The 20,351-nt window shown below is 70.1% G+C and carries 20 protein-coding genes and 1 pseudogene; 12 read left to right on the top strand and 9 right to left on the bottom strand.

Annotation, left to right across the window (positions count from 1 at the left end):
- Positions 1-233, top strand: a pseudogene (locus VFF97_RS12430) (potassium transporter Trk); the annotation flags it as partial.
- 12 nt (positions 234-245) lie between these two features.
- Here VFF97_RS12430 and VFF97_RS12425 read toward each other — a convergent pair.
- Positions 246-857 carry a zinc-binding alcohol dehydrogenase gene (locus tag VFF97_RS12425; RefSeq protein WP_325033808.1) on the bottom strand — a complete coding sequence of 204 codons (612 nt, stop codon included), beginning with the start codon at positions 855-857 and terminating at the stop codon, positions 246-248.
- A 278-nt stretch (positions 858-1,135) separates the two neighbouring features.
- On the opposite strand from VFF97_RS12425, the gene purM reads away from it, so the two are divergent.
- Both purM and purF read left to right on the top strand, forming a co-directional pair.
- A complete protein-coding gene (purM, locus tag VFF97_RS12420) occupies positions 1,136-2,281 on the top strand; it encodes a phosphoribosylformylglycinamidine cyclo-ligase (RefSeq protein ID WP_325033807.1) in 1,146 nt (381 codons plus the stop codon).
- A 25-nt stretch (positions 2,282-2,306) separates the two neighbouring features.
- The gene (gene purF / locus VFF97_RS12415; RefSeq protein ID WP_325033806.1) at positions 2,307-3,767 is read left to right on the top strand and encodes an amidophosphoribosyltransferase; all 1,461 of its coding nucleotides are present in this window, start codon (positions 2,307-2,309) and stop codon (positions 3,765-3,767) included.
- 85 nt (positions 3,768-3,852) lie between these two features.
- Here the strand turns inward: purF and VFF97_RS12410 are convergent, their stop codons facing one another.
- The gene (locus VFF97_RS12410) at positions 3,853-4,419 is read right to left on the bottom strand and encodes a DJ-1/PfpI family protein (RefSeq protein WP_325033805.1); all 567 of its coding nucleotides are present in this window, start codon (positions 4,417-4,419) and stop codon (positions 3,853-3,855) included.
- A gap of 126 nt (positions 4,420-4,545) precedes the next feature.
- Here VFF97_RS12410 and VFF97_RS12405 point away from each other — a divergent pair, with 126 nt between their 5' ends.
- Positions 4,546-5,322, top strand: coding sequence for an IclR family transcriptional regulator (locus tag VFF97_RS12405; RefSeq protein ID WP_325033804.1), 777 nt, complete (start codon positions 4,546-4,548; stop codon positions 5,320-5,322).
- 43 nt (positions 5,323-5,365) lie between these two features.
- Here the strand turns inward: VFF97_RS12405 and VFF97_RS12400 are convergent, their stop codons facing one another.
- Positions 5,366-5,566, bottom strand: coding sequence for a DUF3073 domain-containing protein (locus tag VFF97_RS12400; RefSeq protein ID WP_325033803.1), 201 nt, complete (start codon positions 5,564-5,566; stop codon positions 5,366-5,368).
- A gap of 151 nt (positions 5,567-5,717) precedes the next feature.
- Here VFF97_RS12400 and VFF97_RS12395 point away from each other — a divergent pair, with 151 nt between their 5' ends.
- On the top strand, positions 5,718-6,296 hold the full coding sequence (locus tag VFF97_RS12395; protein ID WP_325033802.1) for a universal stress protein: 579 nt from the start codon (positions 5,718-5,720) through the stop codon (positions 6,294-6,296).
- Positions 6,297-6,301: 5 nt separating this feature from the next.
- Here VFF97_RS12395 and VFF97_RS12390 read toward each other — a convergent pair whose 3' ends face one another.
- Both VFF97_RS12390 and VFF97_RS12385 read right to left on the bottom strand, forming a co-directional pair.
- On the bottom strand, positions 6,302-6,913 hold the full coding sequence (locus VFF97_RS12390) for a PadR family transcriptional regulator (RefSeq protein WP_325033801.1): 612 nt from the start codon (positions 6,911-6,913) through the stop codon (positions 6,302-6,304).
- Positions 6,913-7,818 (bottom strand): DUF4097 family beta strand repeat-containing protein, encoded by a 906-nt coding sequence (locus VFF97_RS12385; protein ID WP_325033800.1) that lies wholly within the window; start codon positions 7,816-7,818, stop codon positions 6,913-6,915. The genes VFF97_RS12390 and VFF97_RS12385 overlap by 1 nt, the downstream gene beginning before the upstream one ends.
- A gap of 172 nt (positions 7,819-7,990) precedes the next feature.
- On the opposite strand from VFF97_RS12385, the gene VFF97_RS12380 reads away from it, so the two are divergent.
- Positions 7,991-8,767 (top strand): MerR family transcriptional regulator, encoded by a 777-nt coding sequence (locus tag VFF97_RS12380; RefSeq protein WP_325033799.1) that lies wholly within the window; start codon positions 7,991-7,993, stop codon positions 8,765-8,767.
- Positions 8,768-8,866: 99 nt separating this feature from the next.
- Here VFF97_RS12380 and VFF97_RS12375 read toward each other — a convergent pair whose 3' ends face one another.
- A complete protein-coding gene (locus tag VFF97_RS12375; protein WP_179487441.1) occupies positions 8,867-9,031 on the bottom strand; it encodes a hypothetical protein in 165 nt (54 codons plus the stop codon).
- Between the two features lie 269 nt (positions 9,032-9,300).
- Between VFF97_RS12375 and VFF97_RS12370 the strand changes: the two genes are divergently transcribed.
- The 3 genes from VFF97_RS12370 to VFF97_RS12360 all read left to right on the top strand — a co-directional run bounded on the left by VFF97_RS12370 (position 9,301) and on the right by VFF97_RS12360 (position 14,576).
- A complete protein-coding gene (locus VFF97_RS12370) occupies positions 9,301-9,567 on the top strand; it encodes a DUF7218 family protein (protein ID WP_325033798.1) in 267 nt (88 codons plus the stop codon).
- 13 nt (positions 9,568-9,580) lie between these two features.
- Complete coding sequence (locus VFF97_RS12365) at positions 9,581-10,558, top strand: DNA topoisomerase IB (RefSeq protein WP_325033797.1); 978 nt, start codon at positions 9,581-9,583, stop codon at positions 10,556-10,558.
- Between the two features lie 211 nt (positions 10,559-10,769).
- Complete coding sequence (locus VFF97_RS12360; RefSeq protein ID WP_414684256.1) at positions 10,770-14,576, top strand: efflux RND transporter permease subunit; 3,807 nt, start codon at positions 10,770-10,772, stop codon at positions 14,574-14,576.
- Positions 14,577-14,599: 23 nt separating this feature from the next.
- Here VFF97_RS12360 and VFF97_RS12355 read toward each other — a convergent pair whose 3' ends face one another.
- Positions 14,600-15,520, bottom strand: a complete 921-nt coding sequence (locus tag VFF97_RS12355) for a hypothetical protein (RefSeq protein ID WP_325033796.1) — start codon at positions 15,518-15,520, stop codon at positions 14,600-14,602.
- 286 nt (positions 15,521-15,806) lie between these two features.
- Between VFF97_RS12355 and VFF97_RS12350 the strand changes: the two genes are divergently transcribed.
- Positions 15,807-16,085 carry a hypothetical protein gene (locus VFF97_RS12350; RefSeq protein WP_325033795.1) on the top strand — a complete coding sequence of 93 codons (279 nt, stop codon included), beginning with the start codon at positions 15,807-15,809 and terminating at the stop codon, positions 16,083-16,085.
- 194 nt (positions 16,086-16,279) lie between these two features.
- Positions 16,280-17,500 (top strand): DEAD/DEAH box helicase, encoded by a 1,221-nt coding sequence (locus VFF97_RS12345; protein WP_325033794.1) that lies wholly within the window; start codon positions 16,280-16,282, stop codon positions 17,498-17,500.
- Between the two features lie 90 nt (positions 17,501-17,590).
- Here the strand turns inward: VFF97_RS12345 and VFF97_RS12340 are convergent, their stop codons facing one another.
- Positions 17,591-18,868, bottom strand: a complete 1,278-nt coding sequence (locus VFF97_RS12340; protein WP_325033793.1) for a glycosyltransferase — start codon at positions 18,866-18,868, stop codon at positions 17,591-17,593.
- 41 nt (positions 18,869-18,909) lie between these two features.
- Positions 18,910-19,584 (bottom strand): TetR/AcrR family transcriptional regulator, encoded by a 675-nt coding sequence (locus VFF97_RS12335; RefSeq protein ID WP_325033792.1) that lies wholly within the window; start codon positions 19,582-19,584, stop codon positions 18,910-18,912.
- Positions 19,585-19,653: 69 nt separating this feature from the next.
- Here VFF97_RS12335 and VFF97_RS12330 point away from each other — a divergent pair.
- Positions 19,654-20,351 (top strand): alpha/beta hydrolase (locus VFF97_RS12330; RefSeq protein WP_325033791.1); only part of this gene is annotated, 698 nt, incomplete at its 3' end.

The raw sequence follows: 20,351 nt of genomic DNA, 5'->3' as shown, positions 1-20,351 counted from the left end.
CCCTGGGCGTGTTCGTCGCGATGATCCTGACGTTCGCGTTCAACGGCAACGACCGGCCGGCCGACAACGGAGCGGTGTACTCCGACGGCCAGGTCTTCGGATTCCTCGCGCTGGTCGGCGTCGCCGTCGGCCTGCTGGTCGGAGGCGGTGTGGCCCTGATCCTCGACAAGGTCTCCAGCCGCCGCGCGACGCCGGTCGAGGTCGACCACAAGACCGTCGAGTCGCTCGACTGAGGTCGACGGCGGCTACGCCAGTTCCGCGATGATCGGGTGGATCGCCGCGTCGAAGGCGACGACGTCGCCCCGCAGCCCATCGGTCACCGCGATCGTGAGCGACCCGATCCACCACACCCCGCGTTGCGAGAGCGGGAGCACCTGCACGTTGAGCTCGAACGAGTGGGCGCGACGCCCGACCTGCCGCTCGTGCTCGGCGATCGCGCTCGCGTACGCGCGATACGACACTCCGGGCTTCGAAGCCGCGTCCTTCGCGTAGCGGCTGTGCGCCGATTGCGAGAACGCGAGAGCCTCGGGTGCGTGCGGGATGATCGCTTCGCGCAGTTCGTCGAAGCCCTCGACCGGCAGCGCGATCATCGTGTCGAAGCCGTCGACGAGGTCGAGTGGAACAGGCGACGGATGCGCCTGCGGCTCGACCGTCATGGCCCAGTACTCGCGCCACTGGCGCTCGAGGATGTTCTGCGCCGCCTCGGAGCGGTTGTTCGCCCGCGCCTGGATTCCCCGAAGGTGCGGCAGCTCGTCGGGCGAGCGGATCCCCAAGACCTGCCGCAGGTACAGCGCGAGCAGAACCGGCTGACCCGCGTCTTCACGGATCACCCACTCCGGTGCACCGGCGCCGCCCATGCCGCCATTGTAGAGCGGGCGCCCGACAAGGGGCCCGCCTTCCGGCGCCATCCGACTGCGGTGCCGGCGTAGGAGATGATCCCGACGCAGGACCGAGCGCGCGGCATCCGCCCTGCGCCGCGCCCATCTCCTGCGTTCGCGACAACCGCGACAGACCGGATGCCGCACCCGCCGCCCGGCTAACCCGCCGCCCCGCTGACCCGCCGCCCCCGCCTCACCCGCCGCCCACCGGGACCACTCGGGCATCCGCCCAGGAAGCCGCCGGTAGGCTGGAGGCCGTGGCCTCCCCCTCCCGCGACGCCTCCGCGAATCCGTATACCGAAGCCGGCGTCGACACCGCTGCGGGCGATCTCGCAGTGGAGTTGATGAAGTCGGCCGTCCGCCGTACCCACGGCCCCGAAGTACTCGGAGGAGTGGGCGGTTTCGCCGGGCTCTACGACGCGACGGCGTTCAAGGCCTATGGCAAGCCGCTGCTCGCGACGAGCACCGACGGCGTCGGCACGAAGGTGGCGATCGCGCAGGCGATCGACAAGCACGACACGATCGGCCTCGACCTCGTGGGAATGGTCGTCGACGACATCGTCGTGGTCGGCGCGAAGCCGCTCTTCATGACGGACTACATCGCGTGCGGCAAGGTCGTGCCCGAGCGCATCGCCGACATCGTGCGCGGCATCGCCGCCGGATGCGCCGAGACCGGCACGGCCCTCGTCGGCGGTGAGACCGCCGAGCACCCCGGACTCCTCGGCCCCGACGACTACGACGTCGCGGGCGCCGCGACCGGGGTCGTCGACGCCGATCGTGTGCTCGGCGCCGGGCGCGTGCAGGCGGGTGACGTCGTGCTCGCGCTCGCGAGCAGCGGGCTCCACTCGAACGGCTACTCTCTCGTGCGCCATATCGTCGCGCGCGCCGGCGTGCAGTACGGCGACCGCGCGCCCGACCTCGGCCCGCACGGCACCACGTGGGGCGAGGCGCTCCTCGAGCCGACGCGCCTGTACACGGCTCCCCTGCTGCGCCTCATCGCCGACCAGGGCGACCGCGTCCACGCGCTGAGCCACATCACGGGAGGCGGCATCGCCGCGAACGTCGCGCGCGTCCTCCCGCGCGGCGCGTGGGTCGAGGTCGACCGCTCGACGTGGTCGCCCCCGCCGGTGTTCCGCGTGCTCGCCGACCTCGGCGGACTCGATCTCACCGCGACCGAGGGCACGTGGAACCTCGGCATCGGCTTCGTCGCGGTCGTCGCGGCAGACAAGGCGGATGCCGCGGCATCCGCCCTCGCCCAAGACGGCATCGCGACCTGGCAGGTCGGCGTCGTGAACGACGGACCGCTCCCCGAGGGCGGCGAGGCGTTCGAGCAGGGCGCGAAGGGCGTCGACGGCGGAGCCGTGCGCCTCGTCGGATCGTACGCGGACGACGCCGCGGCATAACGAGCAAACGGAGCATCACCACCACATGTGCGGCATCGTCGGAATGGTCGGCCAGGCGCCGGTCAACCAGGAGATCTACGACGCCCTGCTGCTGCTGCAGCACCGAGGCCAGGACTCCACAGGCATCTCGACCGCCGAGAGCAACGGCGTGTTCCACCTGCACAAGGCCCGCGGCATGGTGCGCGAGGCGTTCCGCACGCGCGACATGCGATCGCTGCTCGGCAACATCGGCCTCGGCCACTGCCGCTACGCGACGAAGGGCACCGCGTCGAGCGAGGAAGAGGCACAGCCGTTCTACGTCAACGCGCCGTACGGCATCGTGCTCGTGCACAACGGCAACCTCACGAACACGCGCGAGCTCACGCAGGAGCTGTTCCACAAGGACCGCCGCCACCTCAACACGAGCTCCGACACCGAGTTGCTCGTGAACGTGCTCGCGAACGAGCTGCAGGCGTCGATCTCGGGGCTCCAGCTGGACGCCGAGCAGATCTTCCAGGCGGTGTCGCGCGTGCACGAGCGCGTCGAGGGCTCGTACGCCGCGGTCGCGCTCATCGCCGGGTACGGACTGCTCGCGTTCCGTGACCCGTACGGCATCCGTCCGCTGATCATGGGCGTGCGCGACGCGGGCGAGGGCAAGTACGAGTGGATCGTGGCATCCGAGTCGCTCGTGCTCGAGAACGCGGGGTTCGAGGTCGTGCGCGACGTCATGCCGGGCGAGGCCGTGTTCATCGACCTCGACGGGCACCTGCACACGAAGCAGTGCGCGCCCGACCCCAAGCTCGTGCCGTGCTCGTTCGAGTACGTGTACCTCGCGCGTCCCGACTCGATCATGAACGGCATCTCGGTGTACGAGGCGCGCCTGCGCATGGGCGAGCGCCTCGCCGACACGATCGCGAAGTACACGCCCCCGGGCGCGATCGACGTCGTCATGCCCATCCCCGATTCGTCGCGACCCGCGGCGATGCAGGTCGCGCGCAAGCTCGGCATCGAGTACCGCGAGGGCTTCTACAAGAACCGCTACGTCGGCCGGACGTTCATCATGCCCGGCCAGGCGGTCCGCAAGCAGAGCGTGCGTCAGAAGCTCAACGCGATGTCGAGCGAGTTCAAGGGCAAGAACGTGCTGCTCATCGACGACTCGATCGTGCGGGGCACGACGTCGAAGCAGATCATCCAGATGGCACGCGACGCGGGGGCCAAGAGCGTCACGTTCGCGTCCGCCGCTCCCCCGGTCCGCTACCCGCACGTCTACGGCATCAACATGCCGTCGCGGCACGAGCTCGTCGCCCACGGGCGCACGATCCCCGAGATCGCGAAGGAGCTCGGCGCGGACTACATGGTCTACCAGGAGGTGGAGGACCTGAAGGCGGCGATCCTCGAGGGCTCCGACGTCGAGGACCTCGACATGAGCTGCTTCGACGGCCGCTATGTCACGGGCACGGTGACGGAGGAGTACCTCGCGTGGGTGGAGGGCTCACAGGAGTCCTGATCGCCCGTCGCCAGAGCGAGGCAGGCACACGGATGCCTCGACCGCCCGCTCGCGCGGGGTCGAGGCATCCGGTCCCCCCGGCCGTCTACGCGGTGACCTTGGCTCCCTCGAGCACGTCGAGGAACGCCTTCATCCACGTGCCGTTGTCGGGCCAGGCGCGACCCGTGACGAGGTTGCCGTCGACGACCCCGCCGCCGTTCTCGAAGATGCCGCCCGCCGTCTCGACGTCGACGGCGAGCTCGGGGTACGCCGACGATGTGCGGCCCTGGAGCACACCGGCCGCCGCGAGCAGCAGGGGCCCGTGGCAGAGCGCCGCGACCGGCTCGTTGCGCTCGAAGAAGTGGCGCACGATGCGCTTGGCGTCTTCGTTGTTGCGGATGTACTCCGGCGCTCGCCCGCCCGGGACGACGATCGCGACGTAGTCCTCGGGGTTCACGTCGGCGAAGGCGATGTCGGCCTCCCACGTGTGACCGAGCTTCTCGGTGTAGGTGTCGAAGCCGTCGACGAAGTCGTGCACCACGAACTGCAGCTTCCGCTTCTCGGGCGCGCCGATGTGCACCTCGTAACCGGCCTCCTGCAGCCGGTGATACGGGTAGAACACCTCGAGCGTCTCGGCGGCGTCGCCGGTGAGGATGAGGATCTTGTCGGCCATGGCGGGTTCCTTTCTCACGACCGTGTCTGTCTTTCTCGATCGTGAGCGCGGATGCCTCACCCCGACCATCCGCGTTCTCACGATGTGCGAATCCGCATCGCCATGCAGCGGCCTACACTGGGCCGCATGGGCGCCGTCTCCGCGGCCCGCGACGGAGCGGGCATCCGCTCGGCCGATCGCGTGCTGCAGATCCTCGACGAGGTCGGGTCGAGCGCGGAGGGGCTGACCGCCGCACAGCTCGCGACGCGCCTCGGCTTGTCGACGGCGACGACCTACCGGCTGCTCGCGACGCTCGTCGCCCATGGCTATCTCGCACGCGCGGACGACGCGCGCTACGTGCTCGGGCGGGCCGTCGACGGCCTCGGCCGCGCGGTGCGCGCACAGCTCGTCGTGACCCCCGAGGTGCGGGGAATCCTGCGTGAGATGCACGACAGCGCGGCTGCGCCGGCGTACCTCACGGTGTTCCGCGGCGACGACATCGCCGTCGCGCACATCGCCGATTCACGGGAGCATCCGCGCATCGGACAGCTGCACGTGGGGTTCGCGGAGGCAGCGCACGTCACCGCGTTCGGCAAGCTGATGCTCGCGGCGCGGGATGACGAAGGCGTGCGGCGCTACCTCGAGCGCCACGGAGCGCCCGCGATCTCGACGAAGTCGGTGACCAGCGAGCGCGGACTGCTGGAGCAACTCGACGACGTGCGCGCCCTGCAGATCGCGATCGAGGTGGAGGAGTACATGCCCAAGCTGGCATGCATCGCGGCGCCCGTGCGGTCGCACAGCGGCCGCACGATCGGTGCCGTGTCGCTGTCGACGACGGCCGAAGACTTCGCGTCGCGCGCGCACGAGCTGGAGCGCATCGTGCGACGCGGCGCGTGGCACGTGTCGAGCAGCTTGCACGCCTGACGTCGGCGAGTATCGCGACCGGGCGTGCGGAGCTGCGACGGAATCAGCGCATCGCGCTGTTCAGTGCCGCGTCTTCTTCGTCCTCGTCCTCGTCCTCGTACTGGTCGGCCCACTTGTCGACGTACTCGTCGTCATCGTGGCTTGCCAGTTCCCGCTCGAGCGCGGCGTAGTTCACGCTCGGGCTGTACGACTTGAGTTCTCGGGCGATCTTGGTGTGCTTCGCCTTCTGACGGCCACGCCCCATGCGAGACCCCCTCATTTTCTGAGTCGCGGGCTGTGCGGGCGCCCGCCGCATTCACGATCCGGCCATAGGCCGGTAAGAGTAGCATTCAGGATACCACGGAGCCCCATCCACCCCGGCGGCTCCGACACGTCGGCGAAGGGGACGATGGCATATGTCGGACGCGGCATCCGAGGGTTTCGACGAAGGCTCGGCGGGCGAGACGTCTCCCGGATCGGGTCCCCAGACGCCGTCCCCCGATGAGATCCGCGGCGCCGTGATCGCGGGCGTCGTGCCCGGCCAGCCGCCGCGCGTCCTGAAGGAGGCGGCGCGCTACGCGAAGCTGCTCGGCGCCCCCCTCATCGTCGTTCACGTCGACGTGACGCGCTTCGTGACCTATGAGGACCCCGATGGCTACGTGCACTCCGCGCCCATCGACGTCGACCTCATGACCGGCGAGGGCGCGCTGGCCCAGGTGACGGCGGAGGCGACGGAGGCGCTCGCCGGCCGCGGCGTGGAGTGGACCGTGCAGCAGCTCGTGGGCGATCCCGCCCTGGCCATGAAGCACCTCGGAGAGCAGGTCGACGCGAAGCTCCTCGTCATCGGCACGCGCCGCCGCGGGCTCGGCGAGTCGATCCGCGAGTTCTTCACGGGGTCGGTCGCCGCGCGGCTCGCGCATCGGCAGCATCGGCCGATCCTGGTCGTGCCGCTCGGCGAGCCGATCCCCGATGACGAGGAGATCTGGCCCGAGTAGGCCGGTCAGCCCCGGAGCGCTCGCGTGACGTCGCGCGCGATGCGGTCGAGTTCGTTCACGATCGCGTCCACGGTGTCGGCCGCGAGCTCGCCGCCGCGCGCGACGTGCGTGCGGAGGTCGCTGCGCACGCGCACGCGGAACTCGTTGATCGCGGCGTCCGCTCGATGCAGCTGCTCGCGGGTGCGCACACGGGCGTCGTCGACGGGCGCCGTCCGCTGCGAAGCGGTCGCCCGCTCCTGGCGGGCGGCGGCGGCGAGGTCGGCCTGCAGGCTCTTCATCGCCTCGCGCACGCTGCCGCGCACCTCGTCGGCGATGAGCCGCACCGAGTCGGCGAGGTTCGCCTCGATGCCCTCCAGCTCGCCCTTACGGGCGGCGACCTCGGCGCGTCCGGCATCCGTGATCGAGTAGACGGTCTTGCGACCGTCGACCGTCTTGGTCACGAGGCCCTCCTCCTCGAGCTTCGCGAGGCGCGGGTACACCGTGCCGGCGCTCGGCGTGTAGGTGCCGCCCGTGCGGTCGGAGAGCGCCTGCATGATGTCGTACCCGTGGCGCGGAGCCTCATCGAGGAGATTCAGCAGGTACAGGCGCAGGTCGCCGTGCGAGAAGACGGGGCTCATCACCACTCCTCTTCGTCGATGCCGGCGGCCGCGTCGTCCGTCACCGGACGGTCGGCGCCGGGTGCGGCATCCGTGTTCGCCGTCGCGGTCGCCGAGCGCCGCAGCACCGTGATGCTGCCGGACACGCTGTTGGCGCGCACGTCGGCGAAGCTGCCGCTGAGCTCGCCCACCGCACCGGTGAAGTTGGTGAGCGGGCCGGTGCCTGTGCCCGAGACCTTCTGCCCGTCGACGATCACCCGGCCGCTGACGCTGCGGATGACGTAATTCGCGGGGAATCCGTCGTCGAGGCGGATCGTCGCGTCGCCGCTCACGGTGTTGAGGCTCACGGCGTGGATGTCGCCTGTCGAGTCGACGAGCATCGAGCCCGAGACGGTGTCGATGGTCGCGCTGCTCAGCGAGCCGGTCGCGGCGATGTCGCCCGAGACGGTGTTGGCGTTGAGCGCGCCGATGAGCTCGCGCACCTGCACGTCGCCCGACACCGCGTTGACGGTGAGGTCGCCCGTGAGGCCGTCGACGATGAGGTCGCCCGAGACGGTGTTGAGGCGGGCGTTGTCGCGGATGCCGGACACGAGCGCACTCGCGCTCACGACGCCCATCGTGAGGGCGACCGACCGAGGCACCGCGACGCTGATCTCGGCCTTCGGGCCGCCCGCGCCGAAGTTGCGGAACACCTCGAGGAAGTTGTCCCAGCGCAACTGCGGGTGGTCGATCTCGACGTGGTCGCCCGAGACCTCGATGCGGAGGTCCTTCACGGTGACCGAGTGCACTTCGATGCGTGCGCCGGGTTCGTCGTGGGCGATGACGTCGATCTGGCCGCCGACCAGTCCGATCTTGAGCGAGCGCACGGTCTCGATGTCGATGACGCGCGTCTCGCCGGGGTGGATGATCCACTTCTCGAATGTCATGAGATGCTCCTGCGATGTGGGGATCGCGATATATCGCGTGATGAGATGCTAACACGATATATCGCGAACTCACCAAGAAAGTTCTCGGATCCGCCTTGACGTTGCCGCAACGTCAACCTTTAGCGTCGTTCCTGCAGGGCTCTCGAGCCGAGAGAGACGAAAGGAGGCAGGCATGGGCGACGAGTGGTCCATCCAGCAGATCGCGAAGCTCGCGGGCACGACCAGCCGCACGTTGCGTCACTACGACGACATCGGGCTGCTCGCGCCGTCGCGCATAGGCGGCAACGGCTATCGGTACTACGACGAGCGCGCGCTCGTCCGGCTGCAGCGGATCCTGCTCCTGCGCGATCTCGGGCTCGGCCTGCCGCAGATCAAGGAGCTGCTCGAGAACGAGACCGCCGAGGTGCACGCCCTCGAGGCGCACCTCGCATGGCTGCGACAGGAGCAGAACCGGCTGGCGCGCCAGATCGCGTCGGTCGAGTCGACCATCGACGCCCTGAGAGGAGGTGAACCCCTGATGGCAGAGAACATGTTCGACGGCTTCGACCACACGAAGTACAAGGAAGAGGTCGAGGAGCGCTGGGGAAAGAAGGCCTACGCCGACAGCGACCGCTGGTGGCGCTCGATGAGCGCAGAAGAGAAGTCGGCGTGGCAGCAGAAGGCCTCCGGCCTCGGTCGCGACTGGATCGCCGCCGCCGAGCGCGGCATCGCACCCGACAGCGACGAGGCGCAGGCGCTCGCGGAGCGCCACGTGGAGTGGCTGAGCGGGATTCCCGGCACGCCCGCCGCGAGGCCGGGTGGCGATGTGAAGGCTTACGTCATCGGCCTCGGCGAGATGTACGTGGCCGACCCTCGATTCGGAGCGAACTACGCGACGAGCGCGGGCGGCAGCGCCGGCGCCGAGTTCGTGCGCGACGCGCTGCGCGTGTACGCGGAGGCGAACCTGTAGGCCCTGAGCGCGACAGAGAGGCGGATGCCGCGACCGCCGTGGTCGCGGCATCCGCCTTCTTCTGCCGGGGTTGCGCCCGGAGAATCGCTGGACTGCCCGTTACGGTGCTCGACGCCCGCTGAGGTACCGGAACAGGAACACGATCACCGCGATGACAGCAAGGATGATCGCGATCCACAGCAGGAAGTTCAGGGTGGGCACAACGCCCCACCAGATGAACAGCGCGATCGCAAGCACGATCAGGATGATGGCGAGGATGTTCATGTCTACTCCTTCGGGGAGGCCGATGCGACGGGGCGAAGCACCGGGTGCCTCACAGGCACGTTCCGAGATTGGCACCCTGCGAGCCGCGTCATCAGGGGCTTGACGAGCGAGAAGCGCCGGTGGTAACTGCTTTCGCGCGTCCCGGCGGGGCTGCGGCATCCGTGTCGACGGACAGCACCGCACGGCGCTGTCAAGCCCCTCTCAGCCCACGAGCACGCGCCGTACCGTTTCGATCGGGCCTCAAGGCTCGCGGGCGGAAGGAGACGAGGATGCCCCGAGGACGCGGATCGAATCTCAAGGATCGCGACATGTACGAGGAGCTCCGCAAGGACGGCGCCTCGAAGGAGAAGGCCGCGCGCATCTCGAACGCGGCCGCCAACCAGGGCCGCAAGAAGGTCGGCAGCAAGGGCGGGAGCGCCAAGGACTACGACGACCGGACGGTTCCGGAGCTGAAGAAGCGTGCGAAGGAGCTCGGCTTGACGGGATACTCGGGCAAGAAGAAGTCCGAGCTCATCTCGATGCTGCGCAACCACTGACGACGGAGGGCGCATGCCACGACTCACGCGGGTGCGCCCGCACCAGGACCCCGGCTACCGGCGCCTGCGCTCCGGGTCGGGGTTCCGCTACGTCGATGGGAGGGGCAAGCCGCCGCGCGAGGCGGACCTCGAGCGCATCCGCGACCTCGTGATCCCGCCCGCGTGGGAGGACGTCTGGATCAGCAAGCGCGCGGACGGGCACATCCAGGCGGTCGGCACCGACGCGGTCGGACGTCGGCAGTACATCTACAACCCGCTGTGGACGGCCGGTCGCGATCGCGGAAAGTACGCCCGTGCGCTCGCGCTCGCCGAGGCGCTGCCGCGCGCGCGGGCGCGGGTGACGACGGCGCTGCGCACCGACGGCCTCGACCAGGAGCGCGTGCTCGCCGTGGCCTTCCGGATGCTGGACACCGCCGCCCCTCGCATCGGATCGGAGCGCTACCTCAACGCGCACGGCAGCCACGGACTCACGACCCTGCAGCGGCGGCACGCGTCGGTCATCATCCCGACCGTCTCGCTGTCGTTCCCGGGCAAGAGCCGGCAGCGGCAGATGCTCGAGATCGACGACGAGGACCTCGCGCTCGTGCTCCAGCTGCTCGTCGAAGGCAAGCCGAGGGCCGCTCTGCTCGCGTGGCAGCGCGGCCGCAAGCGCGTGCCGCTCACGCCGGCCGAGGTCAACGCCTACGTGCGCGCGCTCACGGGCGGCAAGTTCACGGCGAAGGACTTCCGCACGCTGCGGGGGACGATCCTCGCGGCCGAGGCGCTCGCGCGCATCGGCATCGCCGACACGAAGTCCGATCGCAAGAAGGCGGAGCTGCTCGCGGTGCGGGCCACCGCCCAGGCGCTCGGGAACACGCCGTCGGTCGCGCGCGGCTCGTACATCGATCCGCGCGTGTTCAAGCGCTACGCCGAGGGGAACGTGCTCGACCTCGATCGCACGCCCGAGTCGGCGATCCGGGTGCTGCTGCGGCCGGGGTCGGTCAGCGAGTAGACGCCGCGCGCGGGCGCGCTTCGTCTCGCTGCGCTCGCTCAGCGTCCGGAAGGGGACCCACCCGCACCGGCCACAGCCACCCGTCATCTCACTGCACTCCCTCAGGGAGCGGCGATGAACGCCATGGAATACTGAACCCGATACATTCGCGTATCCCGCTGCGGCCATCGCCGCGAGCGCTCCTTCCGCACCACGTCCACCGAAGGCATCCGTGTCGAACCTCGCCGTCCTGAGCCTGAAGAACCGCGCGCTCATCGCGCTCATCACGATCGTCGCCGCGATCTTCGGCGGCCTGGCCCTCACGAACCTCAAGCAGGAGCTCATCCCGTCGATCGAGTTCCCGGCGCTGATCATCGTCACGACGTATCCGGGCGCGTCGCCCGAAGTCGTGAACAACGACGTGTCGACGCCGATCGAAGCGGCGATCCAGGGTGTTCCCGGCCTCGAGTCGACGACCGCGACGAGCACGACGAACGCCTCGGTCGTGCAGGCGTCCTTCACGTACGGCACCAACCTCGCCACGGCCGAGCAGAAGATCACGCAGGCGATCAACCGCATCGACAGCCAGCTGCCCGACGGCGTGGAGCCCAACGTGCTCACGGCGAGCATCGACGACTTCCCGGTCATCCAGCTCGCGGTCACGGGGTACGAAGACGAGGAGTCGATCCAGGCTCAGCTCGAGGCATCCGTCATCCCCGACCTCGAAGACGTGCCGGGCGTCAACACCGCGCAGACGGTCGGAGCATCGGGGCAGCGGATCACGATCACGCCCGATCAGGCGGCGCTCGCGGCATCCGGATTCACCCAGCAGGCGATCCGCGACGCGCTCGACCAGAACGGCGTGCTGTTCCCCGGCGGCGAGATCACCGAGAACGAGCAGACCCTCACGGTGCAGACCGGCACGAAGGTGACGTCCGTCGATGAGCTCGCCGCCCTGCCGCTCGTTCCGGGCGACGCGGCGCAGTTCGGCGCCGGGACCACGACGATCGGAGACGTCGCCGCCGTCGCGCAGGAATCCGACCCGATCACGTCGATCTCGCGCGTGAACGGCGAACCGGCGCTCACGATCGCCGTGACGAAGCTCCCTGCGGCGAACACCGTCGACGTCTCGCGGGGCGTGCTCGCGGTGCTCCCCGACCTCGAGGAGAGCCTCGGCGGCGCCGAGTTCACGGTCGTGTTCGACCAGGCGCCGTACATCCAGCAGTCGATCGAGTCCCTCGCGCAGGAGGGCCTACTGGGACTCCTGTTCGCGGTGCTCGTGATCCTCGTGTTCCTGCTGTCGGTGCGCTCGACGCTCGTGACGGCGATCTCGATTCCGACGAGCGTGCTCGTGACGTTCGTCGGCATCCAGGCGTTCGGGTACTCGCTCAACATCCTGACGCTCGGCGCGCTCACGATCGCGATCGGACGCGTCGTCGACGACTCGATCGTCGTCATCGAGAACATCAAGCGGCACTACGTCGGCGACGCCGACAAGCGCACGGCGATCATCCGCGCGGTGCGCGAGGTCGCGGCGGCGATCACCGCGTCGACCATCACGACCGTCGCGGTGTTCCTGCCGATCGCGTTCGTGGGCGACGTCACCGGAGAGCTCTTCCGCCCGTTCGCGCTCACGGTGACGATCGCGATGTCGGCGTCGCTGCTCGTCGCGCTCACGATCGTCCCGGTGCTCGCGTACTGGTTCCTGCGTCCGGGCAAGCAGATCCTCGACGCCGAGGGCCGCGCGATCGATCCGGAAGACCCGGATGCTCCGCCGTCGCGGCTCCAGAAGGCGTACTTGCCCATCCTGCGGTGGACGCTCAAGCACTCGTGGACCACGCTGCTGCTCGCGGTGCTCGTGCTGGGCGGCACGATCGCGGCCGCGCCGTTCATGAAGACGAACTTCCTCGGGGACTCGGGGCAGAACACCTTCACGATGACGCAGGACATCGGCCCCGCCGCGAGCCTCGACGCCGAGAGCGCCGCCGCCGAGCAGGTCGAGGCCGTCCTCCAGGACATCGACGGCATCGAGACGGTGCAGGTGTCGATCGGCTCGAGCGGCTCTCCACTGCGTGACGCCTTCACCGGCGGTGGTGGAGGAATCACGTACTCGATCACGACCGACCCCGACGCCGATCAGCTCGCCCTCCGCGATGAGGTGCAGCGCGCGGTCTCCGACCTCGAGGGCGCCGGGACGATCACGGTCGCCGGCGGCGGTGGCGGCTTCGGCTCGAGCGACATCGAGATCGACGTCACCGCCCCCGACTCGGCGACGCTGCAGGAGGCGACGGATGCCGTCGTCGCCGCCGTCGACGGACGCGACGGCATCAGCCAGGTGTCGAGCAACCTCGCCGCATCGCTGCCGTATATCGCCGTGACCGTCGATCGCGACAAGGCGGCGTCGCTCGGGCTCTCGGAGGTCGCGGTCGGCGCGCTCGTGTCGAACACGATGCAGCCGCAGCGCATCGGCACGGTCGAGATCAACGACACCGCCCTCACGGTGTACTTGGCGGCGTCGCAGACTCCCGCCACCATCGAGGAGCTGCGCGCGCTCACCGTCCCGTCGGCGATCGGCCCGATCCCGCTCTCGGAGGTCGCTGTCGTCGAAGAGAGCGAGGGTCCGACCTCGATCTCGACGCAGCGCGGACAGCGCACCGCCACGGTCACCGTCACGCCGGCGACCGACGACCTCAACGCGGCCTCGGCCACCGTCAACCAGGCCCTTGCCGAGACGGAGCTTCCGGCATCCGCCGACGCCGAGCTCGGCGGCGTGCTCTCACAGCAGCAGGATGCCTTCTCGCAGCTCGGCCTCGCGCTGCTCGCCGCGATCCTCATCGTCTACATCGTGATGGTCGCGACGTTCAAGTCGCTGCGCCAGCCGCTGCTGCTGCTCATCTCGGTGCCGTTCGCGGCCACCGGCGCGATCCTGCTGCAGATCGTCACGGGTGTGCCGCTCGGCGTCGCGTCGCTCATCGGCGTGCTCATGCTCATCGGCATCGTCGTGACGAACGCGATCGTGCTCGTCGACCTCGTCAACCAGTACCGCGAGAAGGGCCTGTCGGCGCACGACGCGACGATCGCCGGAGGCTCGCGCCGTCTGCGCCCGATCCTCATGACGGCGCTCGCGACGATCTTCGCCCTCACGCCTATGGCCATGGGCATCACCGGCCACGGCGGCTTCATCTCGCAGCCGCTCGCGATCGTCGTGATCGGCGGACTCATCTCATCGACCGTGCTCACGCTCCTCGTGCTCCCGACGCTCTACAACCTCGTCGAGGGTGCGAAGGAGCGGCGGGCGACGCGGCGGGCGACGCGCGACGGTTCGTCGGAAGGCGAAACGGATGCCGCGGCCGGAGAACCCCCGGCCGACGACGAGCGCGAACTGGTCGGAGCATCCCTCGGCGCCGCCGTCGTCGGAGGAGCGGTCGAGGGTGGAACCGAGCCCGTGTACGAGACCCGGCGCGCGCGGCGCGCGCGGCAGGCGGCGCTCGCGGCGGGGACCACTGCCGCCGACGCGACGGGGGCGACGGATGCGGCGCCGGCGGAGCCCGCCGAGCCTGCGGAGCTTGCGGTGGCTGCGCAGCCCGCGGATGCGGACGCTGCTGCCGCGGAGCCCGCGGTCGATGAGCTCGAGCCGCTGACCGCCGAGCCGCCCGTGTTCATCGCGGAAGTGCCGGCGGAGTGGACGGAGCCCGCCGAAGAGGCGCCGCGGCCCGAGTTCGTCGCGCCGTTCGTGGAGGAGTCGGCCGCTCCGGAAGGGGTGGACGAGGCGGAGCCCGCGGAAGCGGGGGACGGCGACATCGAGTCGGCGCCGGCGGTCGAGACGGACGCACCCGTCGAGTCGGAGTTGGTCGAGTCGGAGGCAGGGGAGTCGGTCGAGACTGTCGAGTCGGAACCCGCCGATGACGAGCCCCAGCCGGACTCCGCACCACAGCACGATGCGGATGCCGAGACGGACGAGCCGCCGTCCGCCGAGACGGATGCCGTCGAGGACCGCGACCCAGACGCGGACGCCGCTCCCGATCACGCCGACCGCTGACGACGCCCCGGGCGGGGCATCCGTCAGTTCAGAGCAGGCTCGAACTCGAGCGGCACGTCGATCGTGCCCTCGTCGCCGCCGTACCGGGCTGTCGCCACGTGCGTGACGCCGTCGATCACGAGCTCGACGCGATACGTGAAGGGGAAGTCGCCCAGTCGCGAAGCGGCGACTGCCTCGGCGTCGGGCTCGTCGAAGTAGAGCATCCCGGCGCCCGGGCAGTGCTCGGTGGCCTGCGCGTCGAAGGTGTGAGTCTTCCCGTTGGCGGCGGTGACGGTGATCGTCGCGGAGTACTCGACAGGAGTCCTGGCGAGGTTCGCCACCGACAGCTCGAGGCCGTACGAGTCGGGCCTGCCGTCATGGTTCACGACCAGGATGATCGACGCCTCAGGTGACGGCAGCGGCGCGTCGACGGTGGTCGTCCAGCGCAAGGACGCGAACATGTCGCCCGATCCGCCCGGCGGGGTGAAGAGCTCGCCGCCCTTCGCGGCGAAGAGGTCGACGGTGTAGTCGTCGGCGGGACCCCCTGGGATCACGCGCCACCACCCGCCGCCCAGGTCCTCGGTCCGTGCGTCGAGCGTCCGGCTGTCGCACGTGTACCGCTCACCGCTCACCTGCGTCACAGTGAGGCGGTCGAACTCCGGGATGAAGACGAGAACCTCGTCGGGCGATCCGATCGACGGCGGGTTCATGTCGACTCCGTCCGCGCAGCCGTTCTTCCAGCACCACGCGACCGCACCCAGGCGCAGCTCGGTCGAGTCGTATCGCACGACGAACGGCGGAGGTCCCTCGGGGTAGACCTGGCCGTGGTCCAGGGTCTGGCTCGGCGAGGGGAGGGGCACGGGCGGCCCCGCCGACGACGAGGGCTGCGAGCCGCAGCCGACGAGCGCGCCGCAGAGGAGCGCGCCGCCCACGAGCGCGAGAACTGCGGCGGTGCGTCGGCGCACGGGACCTCCCTGGCCTGTTGCCGGTTAAGTGTCCGAGGTGCGCCGATCGTCTCACGCGGGCGTCTTCACAGGCGGGACCGCTACGCTGACACGGTCGGCTCTGGACACCGCGACGGTCTTGCGGATGAGTTTGTGAGTCCAAGGGGCCGATGGTGAGCGCTGAGCCTGTCGAACGGCAGCGCACATGACCATCACATGAATGGCCCCGGCCGACGGATGTCCGGGATGCTCGCGCGCGTTCGCGCGTGGCGCTGTTCTCGTGTAAGAGAACCAGAAGGACACACCCATGCCCAAGAACAAGAAGCCCGCCGGCGGCCGCGCCGCGAAGAACTTCGATCCGCGCTACGGAGCCAAGAAGACGCCGTTCCAGGACCGCAAGCGCCGCCCCGGCGAGTCGTCGGCCGGCAAGCCCGGAAGCAAGAGCCCGTCGCACCGCGGGTATCGAGCCGAGACGGATGCCGCGCCCAAGCGCCGCTGGACCGCGCAGGAGAAGGCGGGGCGCGACGCCGCCCGCGGCATCCGCACCCACGCCCACGGCGACCGCGGCACTTCCTCCGGTCCCTGAGCGGCCGCGGCACTTCCTCCCGGTCCCTGAGCGAGCGCGGCACCGCTTCCCGGTCCCTGAGCGAGCGCAGCGAGTCGAAGGGCCGCCGCACCCACGCGCCGAGCCGTTCCGATTGGACCCGCTCCGCCGCCGACACGCAGCGCGCCGACACGCAGCGCGCCGACGTCGTGCACGAGCGGCTGCAGGCTCAGGCCGTGCAGTCCGAGGCAGTCGCCGACATGACGTTCGCGAGCCTGGGCCTCGGCGACAACATCGTCCGCACGCTGTCCGAGCTCGGCGCCGAGACGCCGTTCCCGATCCAGGCCGCGACGATCCCCCCGATCATCGAGGGCCGCGACGTCCTCGCGCGCGGCCGCACCGGCTCGGGCAAGACGATCGCGTTCGGCGCACCGCTCGTGGAGTCGATCCTGCGCTCGCAGGCCGGCAAGAAGCGTGAGTTCGGCCGCGCGCCGAAGGCGCTCATCCTCGCTCCGACGCGCGAGCTCGCGCTGCAGATCGACCGCACGATCCAGCCGATCGCCCGCAGCGTCGGTCTCTTCACGACGCAGATCTACGGCGGTGTCCCGCAGGGACGCCAGGTGGGCGCGCTCAAGAAGGGCGTCGACATCGTGATCGGCACGCCCGGGCGCATCGAGGACCTCGTCGAGCAGGGCAAGCTCGACCTCTCCGGCATCCGCATCGCCGTGCTCGACGAAGCCGACCACATGTGCGAGCTCGGGTTCCTCGAGCCCGTCCAGCGCATCCTGCGCCTGACCGCCCCGTCCCTGACCTCGTCGAAGGGCTCGCAGAAGCTCCTGTTCTCCGCGACCCTCGACCGCGAGGTCGCGGCGCTCGTCGACGAGTTCCTCGTCGAGCCGGCCGTGTTCGAGGTCGCCGGCGAAGACCAGGACTCGGGCACGATCGACCACCGCGTGCTCGTGATCGACCACCGCGACAAGGCCGAGATCCTCGCGTCGCTCGTCGACCGCGAGGGCAAGACGCTCGTCTTCACGCGCACGCGTGCCTACGCCGAGATGCTCGCCGAGCAGTTCGACGACGCCGGCATCCGCGCGCTCGCCCTCCACGGCGACCTCAACCAGGCCAAGCGCACGCGCAACCTCGAGCGCCTGACGTCGGGACGCGTGCAGGTGCTCGTGGCGACGGATGTGGCGGCGCGCGGCATCCACGTCGACGACATCGACCTCGTGGTTCAGGCCGACGCGCCCGACGAGTACAAGACGTACTTGCACCGTTCCGGCCGCACCGGCCGCGCGGGGCGCGCGGGCACGGTCGTGACGCTGATCCCGCGGCAGCGCCGCCGGCGCATGGCCGAGTTGCTGGACCGCGCCGAGATCGACGCGCCGTTCGACGAGGTGCGCCCCGGCGACGACCTCCTCGAGGAGCTCTCCGGCCGCCAGGTCGACCCCGTCGCCTGACCCAGGCGCTTCACGCTGTCGAATCCGGCACGCGCTGCGGTCTGACAGACCCGCGTCTGCAGGAAACGACAGCGCGAGCGGCGCGACGGGTCAGACGACGGATGCCGCGCCCGCCAGCTCCTCTAGTCGCTCGGCCGCGCGCTGCGCGCCGCCGCCGGACTCGAGTTGCGCGGCGACGCGGGCCGCGGCATCCGCGAAGTCTCGCTCGCGCAGCACGCGGTCGACGGCCTCGGCGATCGTGGTCGGCTTCGGCGTGCCCGTCTTGAGGTTCACTCCCGCGCCAGACCATGCGACCCGCGCGGCGATCTCGGGCTTGTCGAGGTCGCCTCCGCCGATCACCAGCGGGATGCCGTGCGCGAGCGCGGCAAGCGTTCCTCCCCAGCCGCCGTTCGTCACGACGGCGTCCACGTGCGACAGCAGCGCGTCGTAGGGCAGGAACCCCGACACGCGAACATTGGATGGGACCGTGAAGGGCAGCTCGTCGGCCCCGCGGCGGCCCGTCGCAACCACCACCAGAACGTCCCGGTCGGCGAGCGACTCGATCGTCGGGCGGATGAGATCGCCCGGGTCGATGTTCTGGGTTCCCTGCGTGACGTGCACGACCGTGCGATCGTGCAGGTCGTGCCACCAGTCGGGCAACGCGTCCTTTCGCGGTGTCGCGGCCAAGCGCCCGATGAACTCGAGGTGCGCGGGGCGATCCTGCCGTTCGTAGTCGAGCAGGGGAGCACCGCCCGCAAGGATCAGGTGCGGCGAGAACATCACCTCGTCGAAGATCGCGTTCGACGGCGGGAGCCCCGCTTCGGCGCGGGCGCTCGCGAGCGGCTTGCGCAAGGGCGTGGCCAAGAGGGGACGGATGCCGCGTAGCGCCGCGTCGCGGGCCCGCCCGAGCGGTCCGCGGCCGGGCGTGATCCCCAGCCCGCTCGGTGGGCCGTGGCGGCTCGGGAGGTTGAGGGGGAGGATCGCGATGGTCGCCCACGGGGCATCCGTCTTCTCGGCCGTGAAGGCGCCACCGCATGATGTGTCGTCGGTGACGAGCGCATCCCACGGCTCCTCCTCCCATGCTGCGAGAAGGTCCTTCACCTGCGCGGGCGCGGTGCCGATGAACGCGTCGGTGAGATTGATCATCACCTGACGCACGCCCTTCTTGCCGACAAGTCGCGGGAACGTCTTCGTGAGGTCGTTCTCGTCGAAGTCGGGCGCGTTCCGCCATGGCACGAAGACGGCGCCGGATGCCTCGACCCGGTCACGGAACGCGGAGCCGGTGTAGAACCGCACCGAGTGGCCGCGCTCGAGGAGCGCCTCGGCGACCGCGAGCATCGGGGTCACGTGGCCGGTGAAGGGCATCGCCGCGAGCATGAAGCGGGCCATGCCGACATCGTTCCGCATCCGGCGGCTCGGCGGGAGTGCGCTCAGCGGGTGGTCGTCGTCACGCCGATCGTCTCGACGAGTGCGGGATCGCCTCCGAGCGCGATCAGTCGCGTGCGAGCGGCGCGTGCGGCGCGTTCGTAGGGCTCGGCGCTCGAGTACATGAGGGAGCGCGTGTTGGCCGCTTCGAGGAATGACACGAGTTCGAACGTGAGCTGCCGAGCGTCGTCGAGCAGCGGGAGCTCGCCGGCGTCGATCGCGCGCTGGATCGAGATCGTGAGGTAGTCCTCCCACTCGCTGGACGCGGCGACGACCGCATCACGCACGGGGCCGGGCTTCGAGTCGAACTCCACCGCCGCGGCGGCGAAGAAGCACCCGCCCTTGAAGACGCGCTTGTCGGAGTAGTCGAGCCACTCGCAGATGAGCGCGCACACGCGAGACAGTCCCCGCTCGGACTTCTCGCCCGCCGGCTCGACGACCTCGTCGATGAACACCTGGCGTGCGGCCTCGACCGTCGCGCGCTGCAGCTGCTCCTTCGAGCCGAACAGCGTGGCGACCCCGCTCTTGCTGTGCCGGGCGGCTTCGGCGAGCCGGCCGATCGTCAGTCCGTCGAGGCCTTCGACGGATGCCGTGTCGATCGCATGCGCGAGGATCGCGCGCCGCGATTCGTCGCCGCGCGCTCGGCGCCCGTCAGGTCGCTCAACTCGCCCTTGTGTCACGGGTCCAGGTTAGCGTACGATCGTGCGTTATTAGACCGAACGATCGTACGTATAGATGGGAACGGGCTCGTGACGACGATTCAAGAACGAGTGATCGGCGGCAGCATCCGCACGGTGGGCGCGGTGTCGCCGCGAGCGGGAGCGGCCCTGGCACTGCCCGTGTTCATGTCGGTCGGCCGGGGCCAGCCCCTGGCGGAGGACGCCGCGCCGACGATGGAGCGCGCTCGCCGGTCGACGGTCCGCATCGACGGGCTCAGCCGCAACGGCGTCGACGTGCGCGTGTACGAATGGGGCACGGGCGCCGACGTCGTGGTGCTCGCCCACGGGTGGCGCGGCCGGGCGTCGCAGTTCGCCACCCTCGTGCGCGACCTCGTCTTCGAGGGTTTCCGTGTCGTCGCGTTCGACGCACCGGGCCACGGCGAGACTCCCGGGCGGGCCACGTACCTCTTCGACTGGACCGACACGCTCGTCGAGCTGCAGCGCCGGCACGGGTTGTTCCACGGCATCGTCGGCCACTCGTTCGGCGCGCTCGCCGCGCTCGTCGCCGTCTCGGGCGGAGTGGCTTCGCGACGCGTCGTGACGGTTGCCGCGCCGGCCGATGCCGACACGCTGCTGTCGCAGTTCAGCGGGCTCGTCGGATTCGGGCACAAGACCGCCGCCGCCCTGCGGGCGCGGTTCGCGGCGCGGTTCTTCCCCGGCGAAGACGACCCGTTCCCGCGCATCTCGGCGGCCGAGCAGCCGCTGCCCGAGACGACGGAGCTGCTGGT

Source organism: Microbacterium sp. (assembly GCF_035687345.1).
GTDB lineage: Bacteria > Actinomycetota > Actinomycetes > Actinomycetales > Microbacteriaceae > Microbacterium.
The sequence above is the reverse complement of the archived record's forward strand: the minus strand, read 5'-3'. Positions and strand labels throughout refer to the sequence as shown.